The organism is Marinobacter manganoxydans MnI7-9 (assembly GCF_000235625.1).
GTDB classification, from domain to species: Bacteria; Pseudomonadota; Gammaproteobacteria; order Pseudomonadales; family Oleiphilaceae; genus Marinobacter; species Marinobacter manganoxydans.
The window spans coordinates 99,285-125,436 of record NZ_AGTR01000013.1 but is presented as its reverse complement, the minus strand read 5'-3'; the positions used below and the strand labels follow the sequence as shown (position 1 = coordinate 125,436).

At 49.5% G+C, this 26,152-nt stretch carries 23 protein-coding genes; 4 read left to right on the top strand and 19 right to left on the bottom strand.

What is annotated here, in order from left to right; translation table 11 throughout:
• Positions 1-20: 20 nt before the first annotated feature.
• From KYE_RS03005 to cysQ, 16 genes are all read right to left on the bottom strand, one after another.
• Positions 21-1,133, bottom strand: a complete 1,113-nt coding sequence (locus KYE_RS03005; protein WP_008170266.1) for a glycosyltransferase family 4 protein — start codon at positions 1,131-1,133, stop codon at positions 21-23.
• A gap of 23 nt (positions 1,134-1,156) precedes the next feature.
• On the bottom strand, positions 1,157-2,287 hold the full coding sequence (locus KYE_RS03000) for a glycosyltransferase (protein ID WP_008170264.1): 1,131 nt from the start codon (positions 2,285-2,287) through the stop codon (positions 1,157-1,159).
• Positions 2,288-2,543: 256 nt separating this feature from the next.
• Positions 2,544-3,272: a hypothetical protein gene (locus KYE_RS21810; protein ID WP_413540215.1), complete on the bottom strand. Its 729-nt coding sequence runs from the start codon at positions 3,270-3,272 to the stop codon at positions 2,544-2,546.
• A complete protein-coding gene (locus tag KYE_RS22295; RefSeq protein WP_158217738.1) occupies positions 3,232-3,636 on the bottom strand; it encodes an EpsG family protein in 405 nt (134 codons plus the stop codon). The genes KYE_RS21810 and KYE_RS22295 overlap by 41 nt, the downstream gene beginning before the upstream one ends.
• Positions 3,637-4,172: 536 nt before the next feature.
• Complete coding sequence (locus tag KYE_RS02990) at positions 4,173-5,594, bottom strand: oligosaccharide flippase family protein (protein WP_008170259.1); 1,422 nt, start codon at positions 5,592-5,594, stop codon at positions 4,173-4,175.
• Entirely contained in the window at positions 5,591-6,787 is a 1,197-nt protein-coding gene (locus tag KYE_RS02985; protein ID WP_008170258.1) for a TDP-N-acetylfucosamine:lipid II N-acetylfucosaminyltransferase, read from the bottom strand. The genes KYE_RS02990 and KYE_RS02985 overlap by 4 nt, the downstream gene beginning before the upstream one ends.
• Positions 6,784-7,347 (bottom strand): acyltransferase, encoded by a 564-nt coding sequence (locus KYE_RS02980; RefSeq protein WP_008170256.1) that lies wholly within the window; start codon positions 7,345-7,347, stop codon positions 6,784-6,786. The genes KYE_RS02985 and KYE_RS02980 overlap by 4 nt, the downstream gene beginning before the upstream one ends.
• A complete protein-coding gene (locus KYE_RS02975; protein ID WP_008170254.1) occupies positions 7,347-8,459 on the bottom strand; it encodes a DegT/DnrJ/EryC1/StrS family aminotransferase in 1,113 nt (370 codons plus the stop codon). Before KYE_RS02975 ends, KYE_RS02980 begins: the two co-directional genes overlap by 1 nt.
• Positions 8,456-9,328, bottom strand: coding sequence for a glucose-1-phosphate thymidylyltransferase RfbA (gene rfbA / locus KYE_RS02970; RefSeq protein ID WP_008170251.1), 873 nt, complete (start codon positions 9,326-9,328; stop codon positions 8,456-8,458). The genes KYE_RS02975 and rfbA overlap by 4 nt, the downstream gene beginning before the upstream one ends.
• A complete protein-coding gene (gene rfbB, locus KYE_RS02965; RefSeq protein ID WP_008170249.1) occupies positions 9,325-10,398 on the bottom strand; it encodes a dTDP-glucose 4,6-dehydratase in 1,074 nt (357 codons plus the stop codon). Before rfbB ends, rfbA begins: the two co-directional genes overlap by 4 nt.
• Entirely contained in the window at positions 10,395-11,366 is a 972-nt protein-coding gene (locus KYE_RS02960; RefSeq protein WP_008170246.1) for a Wzz/FepE/Etk N-terminal domain-containing protein, read from the bottom strand. The genes rfbB and KYE_RS02960 overlap by 4 nt, the downstream gene beginning before the upstream one ends.
• Entirely contained in the window at positions 11,366-13,903 is a 2,538-nt protein-coding gene (locus KYE_RS02955) for an SLBB domain-containing protein (protein WP_008170244.1), read from the bottom strand. The genes KYE_RS02960 and KYE_RS02955 overlap by 1 nt, the downstream gene beginning before the upstream one ends.
• Positions 13,904-13,937: 34 nt before the next feature.
• Positions 13,938-15,281 (bottom strand): capsule assembly Wzi family protein, encoded by a 1,344-nt coding sequence (locus tag KYE_RS02950; RefSeq protein WP_158217737.1) that lies wholly within the window; start codon positions 15,279-15,281, stop codon positions 13,938-13,940.
• A gap of 358 nt (positions 15,282-15,639) precedes the next feature.
• Entirely contained in the window at positions 15,640-16,398 is a 759-nt protein-coding gene (locus KYE_RS02945) for a Wzz/FepE/Etk N-terminal domain-containing protein (RefSeq protein ID WP_008170241.1), read from the bottom strand.
• A gap of 102 nt (positions 16,399-16,500) precedes the next feature.
• Complete coding sequence (rfaH, locus tag KYE_RS02940) at positions 16,501-16,980, bottom strand: transcription/translation regulatory transformer protein RfaH (protein ID WP_008170239.1); 480 nt, start codon at positions 16,978-16,980, stop codon at positions 16,501-16,503.
• Positions 16,977-17,753: a 3'(2'),5'-bisphosphate nucleotidase CysQ gene (cysQ, locus tag KYE_RS02935; RefSeq protein ID WP_008170237.1), complete on the bottom strand. Its 777-nt coding sequence runs from the start codon at positions 17,751-17,753 to the stop codon at positions 16,977-16,979. The genes rfaH and cysQ overlap by 4 nt, the downstream gene beginning before the upstream one ends.
• A 90-nt stretch (positions 17,754-17,843) precedes the next feature.
• On the opposite strand from cysQ, the gene KYE_RS02930 reads away from it, so the two are divergent.
• Entirely contained in the window at positions 17,844-19,205 is a 1,362-nt protein-coding gene (locus tag KYE_RS02930; RefSeq protein WP_008170235.1) for an MBL fold metallo-hydrolase, read from the top strand.
• A 19-nt stretch (positions 19,206-19,224) separates the two neighbouring features.
• Here the strand turns inward: KYE_RS02930 and KYE_RS20970 are convergent, their stop codons facing one another.
• From KYE_RS20970 to KYE_RS02915, 3 genes are all read right to left on the bottom strand, one after another.
• The gene (locus KYE_RS20970) at positions 19,225-19,668 is read right to left on the bottom strand and encodes a pilin (RefSeq protein WP_039881810.1); all 444 of its coding nucleotides are present in this window, start codon (positions 19,666-19,668) and stop codon (positions 19,225-19,227) included.
• 63 nt (positions 19,669-19,731) lie between these two features.
• Positions 19,732-21,228 carry an O-antigen ligase family protein gene (locus KYE_RS02920; protein ID WP_008170231.1) on the bottom strand — a complete coding sequence of 499 codons (1,497 nt, stop codon included), beginning with the start codon at positions 21,226-21,228 and terminating at the stop codon, positions 19,732-19,734.
• Positions 21,229-21,319: 91 nt separating this feature from the next.
• Entirely contained in the window at positions 21,320-21,793 is a 474-nt protein-coding gene (locus KYE_RS02915; RefSeq protein WP_008170229.1) for a pilin, read from the bottom strand.
• 424 nt (positions 21,794-22,217) lie between these two features.
• Here KYE_RS02915 and pilB point away from each other — a divergent pair, with 424 nt between their 5' ends.
• The 3 genes from pilB (at position 22,218) to KYE_RS02900 (ending at position 26,152) form a co-directional block, all read left to right on the top strand.
• Positions 22,218-23,933 carry a type IV-A pilus assembly ATPase PilB gene (gene pilB / locus KYE_RS02910; protein ID WP_008170228.1) on the top strand — a complete coding sequence of 572 codons (1,716 nt, stop codon included), beginning with the start codon at positions 22,218-22,220 and terminating at the stop codon, positions 23,931-23,933.
• A 2-nt stretch (positions 23,934-23,935) separates the two neighbouring features.
• Positions 23,936-25,156: a type II secretion system F family protein gene (locus KYE_RS02905; RefSeq protein ID WP_008170225.1), complete on the top strand. Its 1,221-nt coding sequence runs from the start codon at positions 23,936-23,938 to the stop codon at positions 25,154-25,156.
• Between the two features lie 120 nt (positions 25,157-25,276).
• The gene (locus tag KYE_RS02900) at positions 25,277-26,152 is read left to right on the top strand and encodes a prepilin peptidase (RefSeq protein ID WP_008170223.1); all 876 of its coding nucleotides are present in this window, start codon (positions 25,277-25,279) and stop codon (positions 26,150-26,152) included.

The window sequence follows — 26,152 nt, the reverse complement described above, 5'->3', positions numbered from 1 at the left end:
TCGTTCTATTTGAGCAATGATTATTTTGGGATAGCGTCGAAATATTTATGTGCCACACGTTCCCAAGAAAATTCGTCTAGAAATTCGCTGATCGCTTTTTTATTTCCAGAGGGAAAATCTCTACCATAATAATTCAAGACAGCATCAGCGATTTCATTCACATCGTTTGGATCTACCAGCGTTATATGATCGCCAAAGACCACACCATCCACGCCCTCTCCTCTGCTACATATCAGATTGCAGCCCTGCGAGAGCGCCTCAAGGTAAACCAAACCGAATGTTTCCGAAAACGATGGCATAGAAAACACAAAACTTCGACGCAGATAGCTTGAAATCACCTCTTTTTCCTTGACTTTACCTAAGACACTTACCCAGTTGGGTATAACATCAGACTGAACAACCTTCAAGAATTCAGCCTGTGTGCCCCCAATCAAAACGAGCTTGATCTTTGGATTACTTTTTCTCGCCTCCTTGACAGACCCATAAATATTCCGGAGGTTTTTATTATGATTAAAAGCGCCAACGTAACAAACACAATCCCTACTCGAAAAATCACCAAAAAATTTTGACCCTAGCCAAAAATCATCGAGGCCGTTATATATTAGCCAGCTATTTCTAATACACCTATATAATTCTGGGAAGCGCTCTGAAAGGCGCTGCTGGTATACACCATTGACAAAAATTACACTGTCGGCGTTGGAGATAATTTTTTTAACAAACCATCTATATTGAGGAAGTTTTGGAATAAAAATATTAATATCAGTATTTCTAATAACAACTGAATAGCGTAAGCCGAAAGCTTTGTACGCAAAGTATGCTATCGAGCCATCCGTCCAAAGGGTGTGTGCTAAAACACTGCGAGTGGGCAGGGAGTCATCAAGCCCTTTGAAAAACCGCCTGAATTTTAAAAAATTGTAAAGCACTTTAATAAAGGGAAAATATTTTATGAATCTTGGGTACCTACTATACTTGAACGAAACGTCTCCGCTAAAAAATGAGTTGACCCAAGCGTCGGACTTCTTCCTTATTGGAATAAAAACAGATTGATGACCTGGAAATAAGACCGATATTTTTTCAACAATCTTACCATGAACTTTCGAAGATACGTAATTATTACATACATGGACTATCATTAAATCAGAAACCTAACTTTTAGTCATACATCATACATGACCGACTCAATGAGCGATTTATAGTTTTCAGCAGCAGAAGACTTATCGTTCCTAGCAGCCAAGTTAAAGGCTTCTTCGTGCAAATCAAACCTTTGCACTCCAGGCAGACGCATATATCTCAAAAAACAGTCCAGGATATTCTGATCATTTGCTTCGTTCACCAAATATCCTTGAACACCATCTTCAACCAGCCCATCAATGCCCCAACCTCGATGACCTATTACCGCACAACCCTGAGACATGGCTTCTAAATACGCCAAACCGAAAGTTTCTGGAGCGCTCGGCATAACAAAAAGATGACTATCACTCATAACAGACAAAACTTTGAATTTATCGACATGGCCATAGAACTCAACACTGTCCTTGATTCCAAGCTCAACGGCCGTCCTTTCCAAAATTTCTCTTAATGGGCCATCGCCAAGTACTTTAAATGAAAAGCGCTGACCTTGTTTCCTAAGTTTGGATAAAGCGACCAACACTACATCAATATTTTTTAATGGCACTAGTCTGCCAGCAAACACAATCTTCAAAATATTAGAATCAACAAGGGCTCTATCTTTTCTTTTAGCATTACTCATGTCAACACCAGACCCAACAATGCCGGAAACTTTAGCACTGGGATAAAATTTTAAAATCCTGTCAGATAATGGCTTTGATCGAGCCAAAATAAGGTCTGATTCTGACAATGCATAACTCAAGATCTCTGAATTTAAATCGGATTGGTGCAAAACAAATACATACTTCGGAGAACTGCCGAAAATTTTCTTGGCAAAATAAAGATTGGTTGCTCTATGGCACACCACGATATTGGGTTTAAGGCTGCTAAGCTCCCTTCTCGATAAAAGCATTGTGGCTTTAGCGAAGATCCAATTTCTTAACCCTACTCTAGGAACATCAAAGACCTGTACCCCATTCTCTAGAAAGGTCTTGCAGCCGGCCGCAGGCTTCCTGAATATGCTTTCAAACCGGATTACACCAATAACATTCATTCTCTGTGAGAACGCACCTTCGATAAGATCTTTGACAGCCGTGGTGATATTTGCCCCGGACACATGCCCGGCCACAGAATAAAGATTAGAAACTATTAATACTTTCGGATGATTTACGTTCATCATTTAGCCTACCAAATTTACTTGGGATCATGCTTGCACTCACAAAAAACTTCAATTTTAATAATTTAAGGTCTAAGGGCAAGAGCAGTGCAAACAGCATTTTCGGCGGGACAAAATCCGGATCGTATCAATTTTAACAAAACCACTAATACAACACTTCACCCTGTAAGGAACAAGATCCTCCTTGTCCTCAGAACAATGGAGCAGTCTCATTAAGGCATTGAACTTTGAAATACCGAAAAATATTGATGCAGCCATCCTAGAGTTCATTAAAATTTTGCCAATAGAATTCATAAGGAATGTATGTCGAATTCAATGCTTTCTTGTAGGCTTCTTTACGAGCGCCCACCGATACCTCAATACGTTTCTCTAACCGCTCTTTTTCCGAACCAATGACCATAATGGAAGCCGCCGAATGATATAAAAAGAAAACAGAGAAAATAAAAGAGTATAGACTGACGGGATTTCGAAAGAACTGTACAAAATACCAAAAGTACAACAATAAAAATATTGACGTAATCCTATAAAAACCAGGCAAGAAGAATGTGAGCACTAGAGAAGTAATCAGAAGAGCTCCAGACAGATAGTATGTTTTTGGAAAATCTCCTTTACGCACAAAAATTGTAGTTGAGAAGATAAGTGTTGTGAAAATTAAGACTATTGGATAGTCGCCGCCGTACTCAATGTAAGTCACATAAGTAATAATTTTCTCGATTATTTTATCAGAAAACGTTAAAATTATACCAAAAAACAAAGATGATATTACAACAAACCACAATGCGAGCTTTCTTAATGTAAGATTCCAGCCAGCCAATAACAATGGCAAAGCCACAATTATCGAAAGATGGAAACCAAGGCCAACTGAAAATAAGCCAACGGCTCGTAGAGGTGTTTTAGAATTTAGCGCCAATAGAAGGAATAGTATGGCGGTACCAGCTCTTAATATATTAAAGTGGAGATTCAAATAAAAAATACACAACATAAACAAATATGAATAAAGAGGGATTTTTGCTCCTGCGAGTTACAAGCATTAAAAGAAAGGCCTGAAATACCGAATAACCCAGGAGAAACAAAAACTCATTATCAAATATGGATTTATGAAGCGAATTCAAGAATAGAAATAAAGGCTCAACCTTCCATTCTGATTCAAAAAAATGGGCAATCCCAGGCGAATCCTGATATATCTGCAGGTAATTTAGAGTGTCAGCTCCGACTGAGCCCCTCAGTCCTGAGAAGAGAGAAACTAGGACAAATATCAAGTATGAAGCTATTAGCTTTTGATCACTTTTTAGCTTTGATTGAAGTAAAGCTAATAGCCCTATTATAGAATAAAAAGATAAATATATAGACATTAATTGTACTTTGGACTCACCAATGGCGTAGACGTGCTTTAGCCAGAGCACTCGATGCAGAAGCAACATCCAGAAGTGGCGCGCTTTGCCTTTTTAATTTCCAATATGTTTTATTCTTATCAAATACTGAGGCTTTTAGGCGAAAGGCCGCGCAATCTTGAGGTCAATTACGTGCTGACTTAATGAAAGGCACATGAACTACTTATACTTTTAGAATTTTGGCCAATCTTAATGACGTGACAGACCATTCGCTACAACTAATCAAACAGAAGATTCACCTCAAGATTCAACCAAAACTGCTATAGTGACTTGCCCTTTAAGGCGCTTGTTACATATTTGATAACAGAATTTTTCTTCTAGGCTTGAAGTCGAAGTATGTCTTAGCATGCAATGGAAATGAATATTTTTTATACTCGCATCATGATAAAACATAGAGCACGACCATTCTGGGACCTTCCGAAATTGCTTTGAGCCGAACTCTCGTTCAGAGATTAAGGGCGCTCGCTATAAACTGCTCTGCTATCCGCAGGATGCGGCTACACCACTCTGTTGCCGATGACGCCCACAAAAAAACGAATCAGTTCTGCAATCTCGGCCCTAAAAGCAAAGCCCCAGCAACCTAAAACGACCAGCCAATAGGTCATCATCAGGCTATTTAAGGCCTCCCCCCATAGGGTGAACACTACGGCTCCGAAAACTGATATCAAGGTGAAGGAATATAACAACAGACGAGGCATGGGCATCCAAAGAAAGGCGGAAAACTCGGTTCTCAGAAAGAAGAATACCCAGAATGAAACACACGTGCTCACAGCAGCGCCGGCCGCGCCGAAAATTGGGATTAGCCACCAGTTACCTGCCAGGTTGATCGCAAAGGCGAGGACGGCTGCCAACATTGAGAAAGAAGTGCGCCGTGAGATTCCGATACCCACAACCGTAGTTTCCGATAGTGTATAGAGCAAGGGGTAGCCAATACAGGAAACCACGATCCATTGCACCGAAGCGTAGTTCTTTGGCAAAAAGAGCGTGATAATCCAAGAGAACAATCCAGCTAGGGTGAATCCGAGTACAACCAGCGCGAGTATGTAACGGGTCACTCTGTGAACGTTTTCCAGGCCCTGACCAGCGCTGGCCCACTTGTACACGGTGGGAGCCCATACAGTAGAGAATACACTCTGGAGGATCGTGGCAGCCGCCGCAAAACTAACCGACACGGAGTAAATACCCAGTTCCTCAAAGGATGCAAGGGACCGCAGGAAAACTTTGTCTATCGCCGTAAGCCCCCAGAAAGCGAGCCCTCCAAGAATCAGCGGAAGCCCAAAGCGGAGCATACTTATCAGCTGTTCCACATCCAGTTTGGTCCGAATTCCTGTCAGCCACTCCGTTCTGGTATTCCAACCAAAAATTACGCAAACAAAAGCAATCGCTGCTGTGTTTGCTACTACAAGGTTTGTCAGGTTTTTCTCTGCACTAAACGCAATGTAAGTCCCGATGATTAACAACAAGAGCAGTTTGGGCAGCAGCTGGCTCATCGAATATGCCACGCCGCGCTCGTTCATTCGTAACACAAGCGACAAAAACCGGGAGATATAGCTGGCCACCAACGCCAGCGCCACCAGTGTACTCAAGTGCCATTCTCGTACACCGAATAACCACTCAGCCAGAGCGCCTCCGAGGCAAAGCAATAACAAAACCGCAAGCACCAACAAAACTAAACCGGGCATCATGGCGCGTTTAAGCAACGCGGGTTTGCTTTTTGCCTCATGAAACTCCCGCACGTAAGATTGATCTAGACCAAGACTGAACAGCAGAGTACTGAAACCCAAGGTGACTTGCAGCATGGCCATGCGCCCAACGTCTTCTTGGGAGAAAAACCAAGTTATGACCGGCAAGGAGATTAGGCCAAGGACAGCGCCCCCTATTGGGCCTATTGCGAAGGCAGCTATTTTTTTGGGGGTCACCGGTACGTCTCAGGCAACACTTCAGGGCATTCCAAACCTTTCATTGCGAACGCCTTTTCTACAAGCATTCGAGTCCGCTCATAGGCCCTCTCACGAGACCAGTAATCGCTTACAATCGCCTTATTTTTGGCCTGCTCTATTTGCGTTAAAGGCTCGTTCAGAAGTTCGGGATTCTCTACCAATTCCTGCACTGTGGAGATTGTGATGCCGGATTTTCTGAAGAAGTTGTATGCGGGGTTCTCCTGACGCAAAAACACCCGAGCCCCCAGATAAAGCATAATCACAATATTGCCAACCGCTTGCTGGCGAACGTGGTTCATAATTACATAGCCGCACTTTTTAATAATGGCGATATAGTCTTCAATAGGCATGAAATCCATCAGTGGCTCGAAATTATCAGCAAAGTATGTCTGCCCCATGGCGTTTAATATTGCCGCCAATTTAGGATCACCGTAACTGAGTGGCGCTATCACCTGCCGATCATTCACCTGTAGTTCGCGGAGAAGGCTAAAAACCTCTGCGTGATTCCCGGTGTATGTTGCGCTATTGCCAATAAGAATGGCTTTACCAGTTACGCTCTCACCCTCAAAACCCTTGATGAGATGGTCTTCCAACGTTCCGTAATTCCATGATGCAAACTCTGGAAAACGTCTCCAAGTCCGAGCGTTTTTTACCATTCCGAACTCTTCTGGGAGTACTGGCGAAAATATCGTAATTCTCTCGACAGCGCGAATTTTGATGCTGCGAGGTCTTAACACGCCGACGAGGCGTTTGACTAGTTTTGCAGCCTGTCGCTTCGGCTTGTTACCAACGAGTCTATTGTATATTTTCTGCGTATCGCTCAAAAGCAGCGGAATGCCGTGTAAAAAATCAACGTAGTAGTCGACTCCCCATCCAAGCCATATCGTCGGTGTATCTTCTGGGATATTAGCCAGTTCAGGATAAGTCGAGCACCTTAGACAATGGAATATAACTAGGTCGTACTTTTGGTATGCTTCTTTCCCTAATTTTGGCTTCTTGTTAAAATAATTGCTTTGCTTCGTTTCAATGTGATCGGGATTAAGCTCCACATATTTGAGCGGTTTTTTGGAAGCGAATACAAAAACGTCATTTGCCTCAGGATAGACTTTTTCAAACACAGGGAGAGCGTGATCCACAAACTTGTCGTCTGTGGCGATGTGAAGGATTTTCATTGGGAATTCAGAAACCGATGCTCAAGTTTCTTCAGGTCTCTTTTTCTGGATTTTAATGCTTTAACGGGAACCCCCGAATAGATAGTGAACTCTTCACAGTCCTTTACCACCATGCTTAGCGCGCCTATTGCCGCACCCTCGTTTAGGGTAACACCAGGCAGGATAACGCTGCCTGAACCCACGATGACGTGTTTCTTCAACTCTACATCAGCCGATTGAACATTCTTGAATTCAGCCGGAACCATCGGATTGGTCAAAGCTGCTCCAGTGTAATCATCGTTACTACTATAGATCGAGACGCGAGAGGAAAGATTTACAAAGTCAGACAGCTTGATTCGCCCTGCTCCAATCAATGAGCTAAACACAGCAACATGAACATAGTTTCCGATTTCGATTCCGCCCTCACCCGCAGAAAGAACACAGAAATCATCAATACGAACATGATTACCTATAGCTATTTTCGCAGGGTTATAAAATGATGCTTTATCTGAGATAAACACATGAGAGCCAATTTCAGAAAGTCCAAGATTTTCTAGATGCTCACGTGATAGAAATGCCATTATCTTTGACGCCCTTTTGCCAAGCATAACTTAATCACATCAATAACACTCTTCTGTGCCTTCTCTTCTATGCCTGCATAAATTGGGAGACACAGTATCCGCCCAGCTATGTCATGCGAAACTGGCTGGTAATCCTTTCGACCTAAACACTCGACGGTTTCCAGCGAAGGAAAAAAATATCGGCGTGCCAGAATTCCGTTTTGTTTAAGAAGACCTGCCACCTGAAGAGCCACAGACTCACACTCGAACACGGCGGGAAAGTAGGATGCGTTGTAGTAAAGGTCCTCACTCTTCTTTTGAAGTTGAACTGAACCAGCAAGCTCACGTTCGTAACTATCCCAAACTGCGTATCGGGCAGCCATGTTCGCTTCCATTTCATCCAACACACACAAACCCATGGCTGCCTGAAATTCGTTCATCTTAGCGTTGATGCCCAGCTCTTCAATACTCTCCGGCCCGCTTATACCGAAATTGATCAATTTCTTCGCCCGCTCCAAATCTTCCTTGCGCTTGAAGATAATGGCCCCTCCCTCACCTGTGTGGAACAGCTTGGTGGCGTGGAAGCTCAAAGTGGCTGCGTCGCCGTGTTTGAGTAAGCTTTCGCCTTGGTATTTCACGCCGAACGCGTGGCAAGCGTCGTAGATAACCTTAAGGTTGTACTTTTGAGCGATTGAATCGATGGTTTCAACATCACACGCGTTTCCAAAAACGTGTACTGGAACAATTGCACGGGTTTGTTGGGTGATTTGTGCCTCAATATTCTTCGAGGCTAGACACCAAGTTTCCGGGTCGATGTCTGCAAACACTGGTTGAATGCCGTCCCACTTCAGAGAACTTGCAGTGGCAATGAAGGTAAAAGGTGTTGTAATCGCCTCTGCGGGCTTTCCATTTACCGGCTCATTAATTCCTAGAACACGATAGGCAATTTGCAGCGCCAGCGTGCCGTTAGATACCAGTAGCAGGTTTTCAACGCCAAGATACTCTTCCAGCCTGCTTGTAAGTTCCTGCGCCAAGGGGCCATTATTGGTCAGCCACTTTCGCTCATAGATTCCATCCAGGTACTGGTCCAGTTTTTCCCGGTTTGGCATGAAAGGCTTGGTGACGGGGATCATTTCGCATCTTCCAGAATATCTAGCAGATATTGGCCGTATCCGTTTTTCTTGAGCTGGTCGGCCTGTTGTAGGAATTGCTCTTTGGCCAGCCAGCCTTGGTGGAGCCCGATTTCTTCGAGACAGGCAATTTTGTAGCCTTGGCGCTTCTCTACTGTTTCCACGAACTGAGCTGCTTCCAGCAGGCTTTCGTGGGTGCCAGTGTCCAACCAGGCAAAGCCCCGACCGAGTAGTTCTACGCTCAGCTTGCCTTGCTCCAAATAGGCCCGGTTTACGCAGGTGATTTCCAGTTCTCCCCGATTGCTGGGTTTTACCTGTTTAGCGATTTCTACCACCTTGTTGTCGTAAAAATAAAGGCCAGTTATAGCATAGTGAGATTTTGGATGTTCGGGCTTTTCTTCGATGGAGATGGCGTGTTTGTTTTCGTCGAACTCTACTACGCCGAAACGTTCCGGATCTTTTACCTGATAGCCGAATATGGTCGCACCTTCCGTTCGCTGGGCAGCTTGTTTCAACTTGGGACTGAAGCCTTGGCCGTAGAAAATATTGTCGCCTAGGACCAGGCATACGCTGTCTTCACCAATAAATTCCTCGCCGATGATGAAGGCTTGGGCGAGTCCGTCCGGGCTTGGCTGGATTTCGTAGGACAGGTTAACCCCAAACTGTTCGCCGCTACCCAGTGCGCGTTTGAAGCCTCCCTGATCTTCCGGGGTAGTGATGATGAGGATATCCCGGATGCCCGCCAGCATGAGTACGGAGAGCGGGTAGTAGATCATGGGTTTGTCGTACACTGGCAGGAGTTGTTTGGAGGTGCCGAGCGTTATGGGATAAAGGCGGGTGCCGGAGCCACCTGCCAGGATTATACCTTTCATACTACTTCTCCGAGGCGTTCCCTTTGGTATGTGCCATCTTGCACCCGCTGGCACCAGTCAAGATTTTGAAGGTACCACTGAACGGTTTGTCGGATGCCTGTTTCGAAAGTTTCTTGGGGCGTCCAGCCCAGTTCTTCCCGGATTTTGCCGGCGTCTATCGCATAGCGCCTGTCGTGGCCTGGGCGGTCTTTAACAGTGGTGATTAGGTCACGGTAGCTGGTTTGTTGCGGGCGCAGTTCCTGGAGAATGTCGCAAATAGTATGCACCACCTCGATGTTTTGTTTTTCATTGTGGCCACCGATGTTGTAGGTTTCGCCTGGTGTACCTTCGGTGACCACTTTATAGAGGGCACGGGCATGGTCTTCCACATAGAGCCAGTCCCGGACCTGGTCGCCTTTTCCGTATACCGGTAGCGGCTTGCCTTCCAGGGCGTTCAGGATCATCAACGGGATGAGCTTTTCCGGGAAGTGGTAGGGGCCGTAGTTGTTGCTGCAGTTGGTCAGCAGGGTTGGCAGGCCATAGGTCCGCCGCCAGGCCCGAACCAGGTGGTCTGAGCTGGCTTTGCTTGCTGAGTATGGGCTGCTTGGGGCGTAAGCCGTGTCTTCTGTGAACAGGTGTTCTTCCGCATTCTCGGTTTCGGTCGGGTGCGGGAGGTCGCCGTAGACTTCGTCTGTGCTTATATGATGGAAGCGGAAGTTGTCTTTTTTGTCGCCCCTCAGCTCCTGCCAGTATTGGCGGGTGGCTTCGAGCAGGGTATAGGTGCCTACAATGTTGGTCTCGATGAAATCTGCCGGGCCATCGATTGAGCGGTCTACGTGGCTTTCGGCGGCCAGATGCATAATGGCATCTGGCCGGTGTTGAGCAAGTACGCGGTCCACTTCCGCGCGGTTGCAGATATCTACCTGTTCAAAGGCGTAACGCCCGCTATCGCTCACTTCCGCCAGACTTTCCAAGTTGCCGGCGTAAGTGAGTTTATCGAGGTTGACCACTTCATCTCTGGTGTTGGTAATGATGTGGCGAATTACGGCAGAGCCTATGAAGCCCGCGCCGCCGGTTACAAGCAATTTCATACGTTTTCTTTCTCTTTTTGGCCGCCACGAATAAAAGCTCGGACAAAGACCGCAAAGACCCCCAGCATTCCGCCCAACATGGTTGCCACGATAGCGACAAGGGCTCTTTTGGGTTCGCTTTTTTCTTGCGGCACGACTGCTGGGTCTACAGTTTTGAAAATGTATTCATTTTGGGCGTTGGCCAACATAACGGTGCGCGTTTCACTTTCAATTAACTGGTAGAACACTTGCTGCATGCCAGCGATATTGGTTTCGCCGAGTTTTTCTTCCAGATAAGCAATCCTAGCTTCGGCGTCTTTCACATCTTGTTGGCGCATATGCTCATTGATGTCGTGCACCAGCTTTTCCGCCCATTCTTTCGCAACTGGTGGAGACTGGCTTTTTATGTTTACAGTGACCATGCCAGTCTCTTTGTCATCAGAAATGCTGAGGTGGTTTTCTTTGAATTTCTTAACCAAATCCCAGTCGGTTGGATTTTGGCTTTTGCCATCCTCATCCTGAAGCCACTCACCGCTTTGTGGATTGTAGACTTCCCGGTTGATCACCCATTCTTGGCTATTGATGTCCCAGCCTTCGGTCGCCATGAGCGCCACGCTAAGATTATGGCGATGAATGAAATCAGCGAGAAAGGCGCGGGATTGCAACACCTGCTTGGCCATCACGGTTTTGTTGGCACCGCCACTACCCAGATTGATTCCGGCCAGGCTGGCCAGACCACCTAATTGGCCACCTAACCCACCTGCGCTGCCTTCATCCTGGGCCGGCGCCAGCAATACGCCGGCCTGGTAGATATTGGGCTTGCTGAGGGCGTAGAACACACCAGCAGCAGCAAAGGCGACTGTAGTAGCCAGAATTATCCATTTGCCCCGCCAAAGCGTCAGGAACAGTTCCCGCAGATCTATTTCGTCATCCGGATAACGGCCCAGTTCCTTTGTTGGCTCATGCGTGTGGGGTTCGTATTTAGTCATTACAGGTTTCCTACCGCTGCTGCACCCAAGGCCATTTGATAAACGATTTGGCTAACGTTAGACCAAAGCTCAAGCTGATTCAGGCGGTCCACATCAATCGGCATGATAATCGTATCGCCCGGTTCCAACTGTTGGCTCCTGCTACCAAACCAACGGCTTTTCTCAGGAAGCATTACCGACCCATCTGCCCTCACAACGTACACACGGCTTTCGTCGGCCTGGCGCGTCGGCCCGCCGGAACGATCAAGGTAGTCATCCACAGTCAGGCCGGCCTGGTGGAGGTGGCTAGTAGGAAATTGCACTTCGCCGAATACGGTGACGGACTGGGGAATGGTTGGAACGGTCAACGTATCGCCGTCCTGAAGGCGGATCGCCTGATAGCCCTCGTCGTTCACAACTGCCTCGAGGTCAACCACCATACGACCAACCGGTCGGCTGCTTTGAACATCTTCAAGCAGCTCCTCGACCTGCTGCGCCCGGTCAGCACTCTCGCCGCCTAGCCCATCGCCTTCAAGCTGAACGCCGAGGAGATCTCCCTGCAGGCGCTCTTCCGCTTCACGCAGGCGCTGCGCTTCCAACTGACGCAGCTTGGCCCGGGTAAATACCGCGCCTCTCGGGAAGGCGTTGTCAGTCAGGCCGCCGGCACGTTCAATCACTTGTTTCAGGGTCTCCCCATCCCGGAATGTGTATTCGCCCGGGTAACGCACCTCACCTTTCAGTTCAATCGTGCTGGTTTTCGCGAACTCCGGAATGGATTTGATCAATATCCGGTCGCGGCTCTGGAGGGCCAGGGTGCCATTACCGTCCATGGCATCGGCCAGATTCACGTTGAGGATCCGGGTCTTGCCGATGCCATCGTCATCGGTGGTGTAGCGCGCCACTTCTGCATTGAAGAGCGATGCCGAGTCCTTCAAACCCCCGGCCACGAAAACTGCATCCGCAAGCTGCCTGGAGGCAGGTAGGGGATATTCACCAGGATATCGGACGGGCCCGGTTATCTGAATGGTCCTTTGTGGCGATGAAGGTGTTGCCTGGCTCTTCAAGCGACGAAGCACTGGTTCAAAAAGACGTTCACGAGTGAACTCGCGCCGATCTTCATCCTCAATCTCGTCGCTCTTCTCGGGAAGCTCCTCTTCGCGCTCTACTTTTCCGGCATCTGAGAAGATCAGCAGCTTGTCTTTTTCCTCCAGCTGGAAATCGAACTCACTACCCGGATTTTGGATGGCTTTTCTCAACCTTAGGTTCAGCACTGAAATCGTATCAGTGGATTTGTCGGTGCGAACGATAGCCGCGTAGCGCTTGTCAGCACTGGACATCAAATCCGCATCAATATTCCCGATAATTGAACTCACCCGCATACCAGGCATCCAGGCAAAACGGCCCGGGCGTGTGGCCGCACCGGCGATCTCAACGTATTGACCAGTGATATCGGAGATTGACGGAATATTCACTCTGTCACCGGCCTGGATTCTTGCTTTCTTTCCTTTGGCGGCTGTGTAATCGGCCTCAGCGATGATCCTGAGAAAATCTTCGTTAGTCCGCTCTATATTTATGCGCTGGGGATAGGCCTGCGAGGTAAGACCACCGGCCATGCCAACTAGGTCCGCCAGAGTGTTTTCGTTTTTAAGCTCGTACAATGCGGGGCGGTGTACCTCGCCTTCGATACCGGCGCGCTTGCCTACGGACGGAATGAATATCACATCGCCTGGTTGCAGGCGGTTATCGTTGGAGCTGTCACCCTGGAGCAGTAACTCATAGAGATCCAGCGTGCCCACAAGCTTGCCATCACGTTTGTGTTGAAGGTTTCGTAAGGAGCCGGTTTGTTTGATGCCACCAGAGACGTACAAAGCGTTGGTAATGGTAGAGAGCGAACTGACTGAATAGGAACCGGGGTTGCGGGCCTCCCCAAGCACGAACACCCGCATGCTTCGCAGTTCGCCCAGGGAGACACTGGCCTGGACACCAATGTATTGCTCGGATACCTGCTTACGGATTTGCTGCCGCGCCTCATCAAAGCTCAGCCCTGCCAGGCTCATGGGCCCGGACTGGGGGAAGCTGATGGTGCCATCCCGGCTGATGGGCAGGTCCAGGCTCTGATTTTCCTTACCCCAAAGCTGGATTCGCAATACGTCACCCGGGCCGAGTGTGTACTCGGAAGGAACAGGGATCTCTGTCACCGGGGCGAAAGTGGTTGGGCTGCCTCTGAAAAGATCATAGCCGAATGGTTTCAGCCCTCCGTTTTTATCCGCAGCTTCCTGCTCTTTCTTGTCTTCTTCCTTCTCTCTGCGCGCCTGTTCCCTGTCTTCGTCGGTAATACTCGCGACTGGCTCTACGACCTGAACGTCTTGAGGGCGCTGATTCCGTTGCCCCGAGGATTGTATATCGTCCAGATCGAGACCGTACTGGCTGGCCAAGGCTTCCTGTTGGGCCCGGGGCAGGCTCTGAAACTGTTCGATCTGGGACTGGCTGATGGACTGGGCGGTTACTGGCATGGGGAGCAGCATTGCCAGGGGGAGCAAGAGGTTTTTCAGCTTCACGGGTAATGATATCCGGGATTAGGTTTATTGAAATTCAAAAACGGTAAGTCCAGGTCGCGCCGAAAGACCACTGGTCTTTCTCTCCACCCTGGTACTGAATTTTCGTATCGGAGGCCTGGAGGTTCAGGTCCAGCCAGCCGCTAAGCAATCTCGTTCCGTAGCCTAAATCGAGAATGGTTACATTCTGATCAACGTCCGGCACGGTATAGAATATATCGTCGTTCGGTACTTCACTGCGGATGGCGCCCTCTTTATTCAGTCTCGCGAAACTTACCCTGGCACTGATGTTCGTGCCGCTGTCGAGAAAGTTGAAAGCCCCCAGGGTGAGCGCTTCAGAGTCGCCATCAAAACTTGCACCCATGCTGCGGCCGTAATAGCGATAGCCGGAGCGGTAGCGGGAGTGATCGTAGGTGATGTTGGGCATGGCGTCGCCCAGGAAGTCGTCCGCCAGGGTGTTGGTATATTCTACAAACCATTGCTGATCAGCGTTGAATAGCTGCGTCGTCCAGTCCGTGCCCAAAAGCCAGGACTTACGGGCCGGGAAAGCGCCAGCTTCGTCTTCGCCCATCATCTGGGCGTATAGCCCCATGGATTGCTGGCCAAGTGCGAATCCATAGCGGGCATCAATGCTGGCGAGCTGGTTGCCAGGGTCGTCTTCCTCGAGCTGGCCGTTATCGCGGCCGATCAGCGCGTTCCATATGGTCGACGCGCCTTCAGGTCGCCCTTCTCCACCAAACATGATGGCCCGTGAAAGACCAATATCCAGGCCATCGATCGGGCGGAACGTGAAGCGCATGCCAATAAGTTTGGCATCGGGCACCGCACGGTCACTCTCATATTGGCCCGCAAGCGCTGTGAATTGCCAGGGACCGATCCAACTCAACCACGGGGTTTCAAAAGCGTGGGTATTGTTCCGATTAATCCAAAGCGCCGGCATGGGGCGGGCGTTGTTGGAGAGAATGAGGCTGGACTGCCAGCCGGGCCCCCACCATCGGTCAATGGCCCCAGCGCCCAACACCCAGTTACCTGCAGCCGCAGCCAAATAGCTGCCATCCAGGCGAAGCTCCTCGTCATCGTCGCTTTCATGGGCATAGGAAGGCTTTAGCCCCAGGGCCCAGACTTCACCTTGCCACTGGAGGTTGATCGCAGTACCGGCTTTCGCAAGCGGGTTCTGATCAAAACCGCGAACTCCGGGTATCTCGCTACTGCCATAGAGGCTGTATTCGCCCCGGAAGCCCTGCTGAGCCTGCTGTTCTTTTTCGAAGCGCAGGTACGCGGCAGCGGAGCCCACCGAGGTCTGATCAGAGCTGACGCTGTCCTCCAGGCCACTGTGGACCGCACTCCACATCATTGGCCAGGTGCTGATAGTGCGATCCATATGGCCTCGATCGGCCAGCTTCTGAGCCGCAAAACGCGCCCGCGAATCGCCAGGCTCAAGCCAAGGAGCGGCCGATAAAGCAACACTTGTCAGACACGCTACCGCCCCACCGACCAGGGCCCAGTGTTTTAAGGTCATAAAATTGGATTATCTGAAAAGCGACAGGAAACAGGCAAAAGGAAGGGGACAACTGACTCCCAACTGTATCCTTGTCGGTAGATGAATGAACTGTTTCAGAAGCGTGACGATTTTACGGCAATGTCTATGACAAGCAAGTGACAAAAAGTCTGACACTTGGGTTATCAGGGAGTTGTGAGAGTAAAGAATTGTTAAAGCTTCAGAACCTCAATCTTTTCGCCTACATTTCATTCAGATTGGCTCTTACCAGGCTTACAAACTCAGCAAAAAACGAAAGAAATATGCCGCCCATCAAACCCAGCATGGCAGCCAAAACCACAATCAGGCTCCGCGCGGGGCCTTTTCGCTCCGCGCTCTGACGATTGAGCAGCAGTTGTTCCGCCGGTTGGATGGAACTGAGGACCGCCTCCAGGGAAAGGCGCTTTTCAACCGTATCGGCAAGTGCGGCTCCGGCATCCCAAGAACCCTCCAACTTGCCAATGGTGGAAGTGAGCGATTCGATTTGCCTTTCAAGGTTCTCTTGCAGCCTGGAGACGGTTACGGATTGCGTTTGTTGCAATTTCTCAATGAGCTGGCGATGAACTCGCTTGATGCCCTCCTCCTGGGCGGGTGTGCCTTCGGAGACAATCCGGATAAGCCCGGTGTTCTCCGGGTTCGAGAAGCGAACCTCAAACGGAATGGACTGGTCCTGTTCCGCCTGGTGAAGGGCCTCAATGTCCGGAAGCCAACGATTCTCCAGCGTTGCGATCACTATGGCCGGCTTCTCAATAAAATTTCCGGACTCTTTCTCGGCCAGCCTGAACAAGCTGACATAATCATATTTTTCCGGCAAGAGCATGGCGTATAGAACGCCCGCCGCCAGAGATACGAGAAATACGAGGTAGAATATTCGACGTCGCTTTAAGAAGGTGGAAGCCAGGTCAACGAGGCTGATCTCGTGGTCATAAGAGGATTGAACTGAACGCTGCTTATCTTCCATAGGTGGCCGTCCTTTTTTATTATTATGCAGGCATTTCGCCTAAAACAGCCAGAGCCTGAAGCCTGGCATGGGATTTCGGTAGATGTTTCAAGCGGAAACTGCTCAGGTTTTCAGCGCAGATACCGGAACTTTCACCCTCTGCTGCTTCTGCATGAAGTTAATCAGCACGATAGCCCGCGCCTCTCCATCATAGGCCTGGAAGATAGCATGAATGCCCTCGAACGGCCCCTCACTCAAGTGAACGGCCTGACCGGGCTTGATACCGCCCTGCTCTGCCACCGAATCCAGGCTGTCCTTGATGTGCTGGATAACCTCATCACTGATGGCGGCGGGCTTGTTGGCAAAACTCACAATTCGCAGCACACCACGAGTGGAGCGCAGTTTTGCCCACATAGGATCGGTTTGTTCCAGATTCACGAACAGATAGCCGGGAAAGAGCGGCTCAAGCCTTTTGGTGCGCTTGCCGGCTTTGATTTTCTCCACCGTAATTTTCGGGTAGAAACAGACAATGTCTTGATTTTGAAGATGTTGCAGGGCACGGTCACCCTGCGCCGGCTTGTGCTGAAGTGCATACCATGTCATGGCTGGGGAATGTACCAGCTTCCCGCCGCAATGAAATAAGGATTTAACACATCTTGTTTACCATATTTCAAAGGCTTGCCATCCACCGTTTGAACTTTCCCACCGGCCGCCACCAGCACCGCCTGCGCGGCGCCTGTATCCCACTCGCAGGTTGGCCCCATACGTGGGTATATATCAGCGTGCCCCTCGGCAATACGGCAAAACTTTAACGAGCTGCCAGCCTGCACGAGTTCGTGCTCACCGAGCTTATCGATAAACGCTCTGGTCTCCGGGTTAAGGTGATTCTTGCTGGCCACAACACGCTTTACGTTTTTGGGCTCCGCCACCCTAATCCGGTGAACTTTGCCTGTGCGATCGCGCATATGGGCGCCCTCACCGACCACACCCCAGTAGGCTTCTTTCAAAGCCGGAGCCATGACCACACCCATAACGGGCTCACCGTCCTCAATCATGGCGATGTTGACAGTGAACTCCCCGGTGCGCTGCGTAAAGTCCTTGGTACCGTCGACGGGATCCACCAGCCAGAATCGGCGCCAGTGCTTGCGCTCTTCCCAGGGAATGTCTTTACCTTCCTCGGAAAGTATAGGGATGTCGCGACTTATTCTGCGCAGACCGTGGACGATGATGTCATGGGCAGCGGTATCTGCAGCCGTGATGGGCGAATCATCCGCCTTGTAGCTCACCTTGAAGTCTGACTGGTAAATATGAAGCACTTTCTCGCTGGCCTCGTCTGCTACCTTGATGACATCCGGGAGGATGGAGCTGTAATGCATGCGATTCGCTTCCTGCTTCAGATCAAAACGTTATGAACTATGATGGGTAATAGTAACACTCCCTTAACAAAGAACCAGAAGGACGCCTCTATGAAACTTCGCTTCCTTGGCGGCACAGGCACAGTCACCGGCTCCCGCTACCTGCTCTCGGATGATAGGCACCGTGTACTGGTGGACTGTGGCATGTACCAGGGCGTCAAAACCCTGCGCCGGCGCAACTGGGCGAAGTTCCCGGTGGATCCATCCACTATTGATGCGGTGGTGCTTACCCACGCCCATATTGACCATTCCGGCTATTTACCCGCCCTGGTGAAAAACGGCTTCAAAGGCAAGGTTTACTGCACCAAAGCCACCCATGAACTGTGCAAGGTACTGCTGCCGGATGCCGGCTTTCTGCAAGAAGAGGATGCGAAATACGCCTTCCGCAAGAAGTTCTCGAAGCACGAGATGCCGGAGCCGCTGTTCACCGAGAAAGACGCCTGGGAAGCTCTAAAACATTTTGAGTCCCTGCACTACCACGAGACGTTCGAGCCGGTGAAAGGGTTCCAGGTAACCTTTACCCCGGCCGGGCATATTCTGGGGTCATCCTGTGTGCACGTTCATCACCAGGGCGCAGACAGAACGGTTGTGTTCAGCGGTGACGTGGGGCGACAAAACGACATCATCATGCGGCCGCCGGAGCCGCTGCAGAAAGCCGACGTGCTGGTGTGCGAATCAACCTACGGGGATCGCGCTCATGGCGAGACGGACCCGGAAGCGGAATTGGCAGACATCATTACTAAAACCGCGGGTCGCGGAGGCATTGTGCTTTTACCCGCTTTTGCCGTTGGCCGGGCACAGATGCTGCTTTATGTAATTCACAAGATTATGGGCGACGGGAAGATTCCCAAGCTTCCCGTGTTCCTGAACAGCCCGATGGCCATCAAGGCTACGGAGATCTTCTGCAAGCACCACAAGGAACATAAGCTTAACGCGGCTCAGTGCGAACTGATTGATGAGAAAACCACGTTTGTTCGAAAGGTGGAAGAGTCGATTGAGCTGGACGCGGTGCGCTACCCCTGCGTGATTATTTCTGCTAGCGGGATGGCCAGTGGTGGACGGGTGCTACACCACCTGAAAACACTTCTACCGAATCCTCGAAACAGCATTGTTTTTGCGGGCTTCCAAGCTCCAGGTACTCGTGGGGATGCATTGGTGAATGGCGCGGAATCGGTGAAGATTCATGGCGAGCATTGGCCGGTTAAGGCCGAAATTCATAATCTGGATTCGCTTTCTGCGCATGGGGATTACAACGAGATTTTGGCCTGGCTGGAACAGGGTTCACTCAAGCCTGAGAAAGTGTACGTCACTCACGGGGAGATGGTTGCTAGTGACGTAATGCGTAAGAGGATTCGAGATAAGTTTGGCTGGGATGTTGAGGTGCCGGAGTTGTTTGAGGAGGTGGAGGTTTAACCAACACATACGTATGCGTCTATTCGACAACACATCCGTCGGGGACGTAACTAGATCTCCACGCGTCAACCGGAGTATTGGAAAGGATACACCGCCACTCGCCAAGCGGTGTTCTCGAATGCCTCACAATCACACCTGACAAAATCGGATGAACATCGCCCCCGAGGGTCACTTCTAATTGACCAGAACCGTCACCATTAATAGTAGCAATATTTTCAGACAAACTTCCCGTGGTCAAAGTTGAAGGCGTGTAACCCAAAGAGCGATTATCTAAGGTTGATGGGCGAGAAACCGCCTCTTCAAAGTTGGCCCGATAATAGCTTAGCTCGGAAACTGCTCTTTTCATTTGTGATTCAATAACATACTTCTGGTAAACAGGGAACGCTAGCGCCGACAATATCCCGACAATCGCAACAACGATCATGAGGTCAATTAAGGTGAATCCGATTTCTTCATTTTTCATCTGTTTACTCAACAAAGACCCTAATGAATAACAATTTGCAAAATTCACACCAACGGAACATGATCATGGCGATCTCGGAAACAGGCCATGCAGCCAAAATCTCGCAGCAAACGGACTTCGCTCTTGTTCACGAAAAGTTTCGGCATCAAGCGACATTGCATCGAAAAATTCAATGAGACCGAACCAATAAAAACAAAGAGCTAGGCCAACCAAAATAAAAACGCTCAATCTTATAAAGAGAGGACAACGAGAATTTTTGCTAGTTGCTTTCTCTATCTTTCCATCCGCTTCAGCTGCATAGCAAGACAAAATCCCAAGAACCTGAGAAAAAACAAAAAAAGCCAAAAAAAGTGATGAAGGCGATATGAAAACACCAGAAAAATTAGCATCGGTTATACCTGCCGCTCCTGATAAAGAAAGGCCAGCCAGCAGATGCTTTTGTTCAGACTCTGAAAAATCTCTTATCCTTGGAAAAGCCGACCTCAACCGCATTAATGTTAGCAAGGTCGACCCAATCAGAATCGCTAGAAATAGCCAACCATACTCAGCAGCCCACAACAAATACATGTTATGTGGAGAACCAATCGAACCAAAGCGCTCGTAGCCCGCGGTTAATGGCTGATGAAACACCCAAGACATCGGGCCCATTCCGAGTGGAAAATCCACAAGGCTCATTTGTATCGCTTCCGCCCACAGAGCGAATCGCCCTGAGTCAGAAAAGCTCAACCCTCTCTGGATATCGTTTTCCGACCAGAGACCAGGTAGATAAAGGGAAAGCAGAATCCAGAAAAAGAGGCCCAGAAACGCTTGTATTAACAGCATTTTAATAACTCTGAAAGCATATTTTCTGAACATGACGGAAACAAACAGGGTGGCGACAACTACACTGAAAATAGTCCCTCTAGAGGTTGTAAGTAAAGCGATCCACCACCAAAGCCCGGCGCCGATCATCAGAAAACTCAACGGCAAACTGGATGAGAACCTCTGCGACAACACTCCAGCCAAGGCAAATAGTGGCAAGATAAATGTTGCGATCTGGCTCCATAGCCTCATATTCTCAAAACCAAAAGGGATAACATCTGTTATTTTTGAGAAACCATCCAGAGCAGCAAAAATATATATATTTATATTCATCAACGCGTAAAGAGACGCAATAAATAATAAGCCCAGAATTAATTCTTTAGCTGTGTCCCAGCCTCCCAAATTTTTGTAGGCGGAAGCCCAAATAACAACTGCGGTTAAGAATAATGCATATTGCAACGGCTCGACCCATATATGGGGGACAGGGTGGGGAGGAAGAGCAGCCAGAAGTATGAATAAAAGCGGAAAAACTACTGGAAAAAAATAAATACGTATAAGCTCAGGTATTGTTCCCAAAAATGCCCAGCGAGTCAGAAAATAGACTATTGTTGCACTCCATAACCCGAGAACAAAAAAACGCTGCGAGTCATAGCCACGAAATATATTAGGCATTAGGTCAGAAAACATAGAAAAGCTGAAGAATATCAGCGTGACCGCCAAAACAGTTTTGGCAGAGAAGCTCCTAACCTTTTTTCTCATCGCTCTGCACCCAAAGACAATTACAGGTGTCGTAACAAACAAAAAGGGGCCTCAGGCCCCTTTTGTAAAAACTGCTGCTAGCTTCTAATCATTAGTTAGAAGGCTGACATCCGTTCGGAGCATAGCTGTTTTTCCAGCCACCCTGTCCGTCGGTTACACCTTCAATACGGCAGCTCCACGCACCGTTGTTGTCACGCTCCCAAATTACTTCGGCAGAACTTACGGCCGCACCCGCATCACCCATGGTAGCAGTCAGAACTACATTGGGCGGAGTACCGGTGATCCCAAAGGCCGAAACCAAGTCTGAAGCGGCCGCGTTGTAACCAATGTATCCAGCATCACTCGCCGTAGTTGAAAGTGTCACGCCGCCACGGTTTACAAGTTCCTCGACTGCTGTGCGGACGGCAGAGACCTCCCCTACTACCCGGCTAACTTGAGAGCGCGCAGTATAATCTTGGTACTGCGGAATAGCGATCGCTGCCAAGATACCGATAATCGCAACAACGATCATCAGTTCGATAAGGGTGAAACCCTTCTGAGTATGGTTAATTTGCATATTCTTCATGATCGACCTCTGAGTTCATCGGTTAACAAGTCTAACTGGCCCGGGCCCGGTGGAGTCGTACCCCGTGACCGGAGTTTTGAGCCTGCCAAGAACAATGCATTGGCCGTGCCAGGTTCTCCTGTCTGAAAAAAAAGAAAATTTATCAAATATAAACAGTTAGTTAATGGGCTTGATGACTAAGTCCCGTATCTCTCCGCTTATAAGGTCGAATGCTCGCCGGCGTCAGTTGGTGACAAATTTGGTCAGATCTGGGTTTCAGCTAAGCGTATTTTTGAACATGGGTTCAGAAGAAAGCTTTCTTCTGACTACGGTATACGTCGCAGAATGCGCACAATCCTTTCCAAACCGAAGCTAGCCATCTAAACTCACTGGAATTGACAAAACACCGGTTTCAGTAACTTAGGCTGCGTTTCTTATTTAATTTATGTCTACCAACAAAAGCAATATCACGCTTACGGGTCTTGCGAGGCGCTTCGTGGATGACGGGCTGCTAGATGAGGCAACGGCAAAAGATGCGTTCTTGCAAGCTTCGCAGAACCGGATCCCTCTGATCACTTACCTCACCCAGAACAACCTGGCAGATAGCTCCAAGCTTGCGTTCTCTGCCGCTATGGAGTTCGGGGTATCGGTTTTGGACTTGACTTCGTTTCTCCCAGAAATGATGCCGGAGAAGGTGGTTGACGAGAAGTTGGTCCGCAAGCACAACGCCCTGCCTCTCTACAAGCGAGGCAACAGGCTTTTCATTGCAGTTTCAGACCCGACCAACATCCAGGCGTTGGACGAGATCAAGTTCAATACGGGTCTAAGCACCGATGCAATATTGGTGGACGATGCCAAACTTCGGGAAGCCATCGACAAGTATCTGGAATCCCAAGACACCACAATGGGTGATCTGGATGATTCGGATCTTGAAGGTGTTGAAACTGAAGGCGGCGAGCAAGAAGACGATGGCGCTGTAGTTGCCAGCGAGGTAGATGACGCTCCTATAGTAAAATATGTGAACAAGATGTTGCTGGATGCCATTCGCGGCGGCGCTTCGGATATCCACTTCGAACCCTATGAAAAGGTCTACCGAGTTCGGTACCGTACAGACGGCATCTTGAAAGAAGTCTCCCGTCCTTCCATAAAGCTCGCCCCGAAAATTTCCGCCCGGGTAAAGATTATGGCTCAGCTGGACATTTCCGAGCGTCGGGTACCCCAGGACGGCCGGATCAAGATGAAGCTTTCCAAGACTAAAGCCATAGATTTCCGGGTAAACACTCTGCCTACGCTTTGGGGAGAGAAGATTGTTCTTCGGATTCTTGATCCCAGCCAGGCAAAGCTGGGCATTGATGTGCTCGGTTATGAGGCAGACCAGAAAGAGATGTATATGGATGCCCTGAAACAGCCACAGGGCATGATTCTGGTGACGGGACCCACCGGCTCGGGCAAAACGGTTTCTTTGTATACCGGGCTGAACATCCTGAACACACCGGACATCAACATCTCCACTGCGGAAGACCCGGCAGAAATTAACCTGGAGGGCATTAACCAGGTCAACGTAAACAACCGCGTTGGGCTTGGCTTTGCAGAAGCATTGCGAGCCTTCCTGCGTCAGGACCCTGACGTCATCATGGTGGGCGAGATCCGGGATCTGGAAACCGCAAATATCGCGATCAAGGCGGCACAGACGGGACACTTGGTTCTATCGACACTCCACACCAACAGTGCCGCAGAGACTCTCACGCGGATGATGAACATGGGCGTTCCATCGTTCAACATCGCTACTTCCGTGAGTCTGATTATTGCCCAGCGCCTTGGCCGGAGACTGTGTAGCTCATGTAAACAGCCCTTCGAAGTCCCGCAAGACGTGCTTTTGGAGGAAGGGTTCACACAGGAACAAATTGATACAGGCTTCACGTTGTACCGCCCCAAGGGCTGTGATAAATGCAATGGAGGATATAAAGGCCGCGTCGGGATTTACGAGGTGGTCAAGATTACCGACGAGCTGGCGAGCATGATTATGGAAGAAGCCAGTTCCATCAAAATTGCAAAGCAGGCTCAGGCCGAAGGCTTCCGCAACTTGCGCCAATCAGCACTTATGAAAGTGATCGAGGGCGTAACAAGTCTTGAGGAAGCCAACCGCGTGACGAAGGATTAAGCATGGCAGAGAAAGCACAGAAGCTGGAATCGTACGTTTGGGAAGGGAAAGACCGTAGGGGTAACAAGTCCAAGGGTGAATTGACTGGCTCCAACCTGGCGCTGGTTAAGGCACAACTTCGCAAGCAAGGCATTATCCCGGACAAGGTCAAGAAGAAGCCCAAGCCGCTTTTTGGTGGCAGCAAAAAGATCACCCCCTTCGACATCGCCATGCTTACTCGCCAGCTGGCGACCATGATGAAGGCCGGTGTTCCGCTGGTTCAAAGCTTTGACATTGTTGCTGACGGTCTTGAGAACAAGGGGCTCCAGGAACTGGTTATGAGCATCCGCAATGATATTTCATCGGGTACCAGTTTCGCCGGGGCTCTTCGGAAACATCCGAAGCATTTTGATGACCTATATTGCAATTTGGTTGATTCCGGCGAAAAAGCCGGTGCGCTTGAGGCAATGCTGGACCGAATTGCCACCTATCTCGAAAAGACTGAGCTACTTAAGAAAAAAGTCAAAAAGGCAATGACCTACCCGATTGCCGTTATTGTGGTTGCAATCGTTGTGACCGCGATTCTCTTGGTGAAGGTAGTTCCACAATTTGAAAGCTTATTTCAAGGCTTTGGTGCCGAGCTTCCTGTTTTTACCCAGATGGTTGTTCGACTTTCTGAGTGGCTCCAAAGCTGGTGGTTCGTTGTTTTACTGGGAATTGTGGGCACGATTTTTCTATTCAAAGAAGCCAAACGTCGCTCACAGAAGTTTTCAGATATTGTCGACAAATACGTCCTGAAACTTCCGATCGTAGGGGAAATTCTTGATAAATCCGCCGTCGCAAAATTCGGTCGCGTACTCTCGACCACCTTCGCTGCCGGCGTTCCGTTGGTAGACGCACTTGATTCTGTGGCCGGCGCGACCGGTAACGCCGTTTACCGAGATGCGATCGACCGCATCAAAAACGATGTATCGAGCGGTACCCAACTGCAAGCCTCCATGCGTCAGCAAGATATCTTCCCTGTGATGGCCGTCCAGCTAACGGCGATCGGCGAAGAATCGGGTAACCTCGACGAAATGCTGGCTAAGGTTGCCGAACACTACGAGGCGGTGGTTGACGACATGGTCGATAACCTCACAGCCCTTATGGAACCAATGATCATGGCAGTCCTGGGCGTTCTGGTTGGTGGCCTGATTATCGCCATGTACCTGCCGATCTTCCAGATGGGTCAGGTTGTTGGTTAACGATCTGAAAAAGGGGTCAGATGAAAGCTTTCATCTGACCCCGAGTTCACGCTTTAAGTTGGGGTCAGAAGAAAGCATTCTCCTGACCCCAAGTTCCCCCGCCTGATTCTCGGATAATTGATGATTACTCTGGACGCCTTTCTCGCCACGCCCTGGCTTCTTTTCCTCTCTGTCACCCTCGTTTCCCTCTGCATCGGCAGCTTCCTGAATGTCGTTATTCTCAGGCTACCCAAAATGATGCATCAGGACTGGCGCTGCCAGTGCGAGGAATTCCTTGAGCTGCCTGAGAAGCAGCGCAAGCAGGAAGAGCGGACTACGCTCTCCAAACCTGCCTCCACCTGCCCCTCCTGCGGCCATGGCATTCGGGCCTGGGAGAATATTCCAGTCGTCAGCTGGCTGGTTCTTCGGGGCAAATGCGCCTCGTGCAAGGCGCCCATCTCACCGCGCTATCCGATCATTGAGGCCGTTACCGCGATATTCTCGGTGATGACCATTGCTGTCATCGGGCCGAACGAGTCGGCGCTTTGGGCCCTTTTGCTGGTCTGGGCTCTGGTGGCGCTGACCGTAATTGATTTCGACACTCAGCTTCTGCCGGATAGCATCACCCTGCCCTTGATGTGGTTGGGCCTGGTGCTGAATTATTTCGGTGTGCTTACGGACTTCAACAGTGCCTTTTGGGGTGCGGTGGCCGGGTATCTCTCGCTTTGGTCGGTTTATTGGCTGTTCAAGCTGGTTACCGGTAAGGAAGGTATGGGGCATGGTGACTTCAAATTGCTGGCCGCGCTTGGCGCCTGGCTGGGGTGGCAGTTGTTGCCGGCGGTGATTTTGCTTTCCTCGGTGGTTGGTGCGGTTGTGGGTATCAGCCTGATGGTGTTCAAGAAGCACGGGCGCGAGGTGCCGATTCCGTTTGGGCCTTACTTGGCGACGGCGGGGTTGATTTGTTTGTGGTTTGGGAGTGAGATTCAGGCTTTCTGGTACGGATTCCTGGGAGTCTGA

What these genes read in the sequence shown, in the direction of transcription:
- rfbA (WP_008170251.1), bottom strand. Translation starts at nt 9,328, where the DNA reads ATGAAAGGTATAATCCTGGCAGGTGGCTCCGGCACCCGCCTTTATCCC.
- KYE_RS20970 (WP_039881810.1), bottom strand. Translation starts at nt 19,668, where the DNA reads ATGAAAAATGAAGAAATCGGATTCACCTTAATTGACCTCATGATCGTT.
- rfaH (WP_008170239.1), bottom strand. Translation starts at nt 16,980, where the DNA reads ATGACATGGTATGCACTTCAGCACAAGCCGGCGCAGGGTGACCGTGCC.
- pilB (WP_008170228.1), top strand. Translation starts at nt 22,218, where the DNA reads ATGTCTACCAACAAAAGCAATATCACGCTTACGGGTCTTGCGAGGCGC.
- KYE_RS02950 (WP_158217737.1), bottom strand. Translation starts at nt 15,281, where the DNA reads ATGGATCGCACTATCAGCACCTGGCCAATGATGTGGAGTGCGGTCCAC.
- KYE_RS02920 (WP_008170231.1), bottom strand. Translation starts at nt 21,228, where the DNA reads ATGAGAAAAAAGGTTAGGAGCTTCTCTGCCAAAACTGTTTTGGCGGTC.
- KYE_RS02930 (WP_008170235.1), top strand. Translation starts at nt 17,844, where the DNA reads ATGAAACTTCGCTTCCTTGGCGGCACAGGCACAGTCACCGGCTCCCGC.
- KYE_RS02960 (WP_008170246.1), bottom strand. Translation starts at nt 11,366, where the DNA reads ATGACTAAATACGAACCCCACACGCATGAGCCAACAAAGGAACTGGGC.
- KYE_RS02915 (WP_008170229.1), bottom strand. Translation starts at nt 21,793, where the DNA reads ATGAAGAATATGCAAATTAACCATACTCAGAAGGGTTTCACCCTTATC.
- KYE_RS02900 (WP_008170223.1), top strand. Translation starts at nt 25,277, where the DNA reads ATGATTACTCTGGACGCCTTTCTCGCCACGCCCTGGCTTCTTTTCCTC.
- KYE_RS03000 (WP_008170264.1), bottom strand. Translation starts at nt 2,287, where the DNA reads ATGATGAACGTAAATCATCCGAAAGTATTAATAGTTTCTAATCTTTAT.
- KYE_RS03005 (WP_008170266.1), bottom strand. Translation starts at nt 1,133, where the DNA reads ATGATAGTCCATGTATGTAATAATTACGTATCTTCGAAAGTTCATGGT.
- KYE_RS02975 (WP_008170254.1), bottom strand. Translation starts at nt 8,459, where the DNA reads ATGATCCCCGTCACCAAGCCTTTCATGCCAAACCGGGAAAAACTGGAC.
- KYE_RS02905 (WP_008170225.1), top strand. Translation starts at nt 23,936, where the DNA reads ATGGCAGAGAAAGCACAGAAGCTGGAATCGTACGTTTGGGAAGGGAAA.
- rfbB (WP_008170249.1), bottom strand. Translation starts at nt 10,398, where the DNA reads ATGAAATTGCTTGTAACCGGCGGCGCGGGCTTCATAGGCTCTGCCGTA.
- KYE_RS02945 (WP_008170241.1), bottom strand. Translation starts at nt 16,398, where the DNA reads ATGGAAGATAAGCAGCGTTCAGTTCAATCCTCTTATGACCACGAGATC.
- cysQ (WP_008170237.1), bottom strand. Translation starts at nt 17,753, where the DNA reads ATGCATTACAGCTCCATCCTCCCGGATGTCATCAAGGTAGCAGACGAG.
- KYE_RS02985 (WP_008170258.1), bottom strand. Translation starts at nt 6,787, where the DNA reads ATGAAAATCCTTCACATCGCCACAGACGACAAGTTTGTGGATCACGCT.
- KYE_RS22295 (WP_158217738.1), bottom strand. Translation starts at nt 3,636, where the DNA reads ATGTCTATATATTTATCTTTTTATTCTATAATAGGGCTATTAGCTTTA.
- KYE_RS02980 (WP_008170256.1), bottom strand. Translation starts at nt 7,347, where the DNA reads ATGGCATTTCTATCACGTGAGCATCTAGAAAATCTTGGACTTTCTGAA.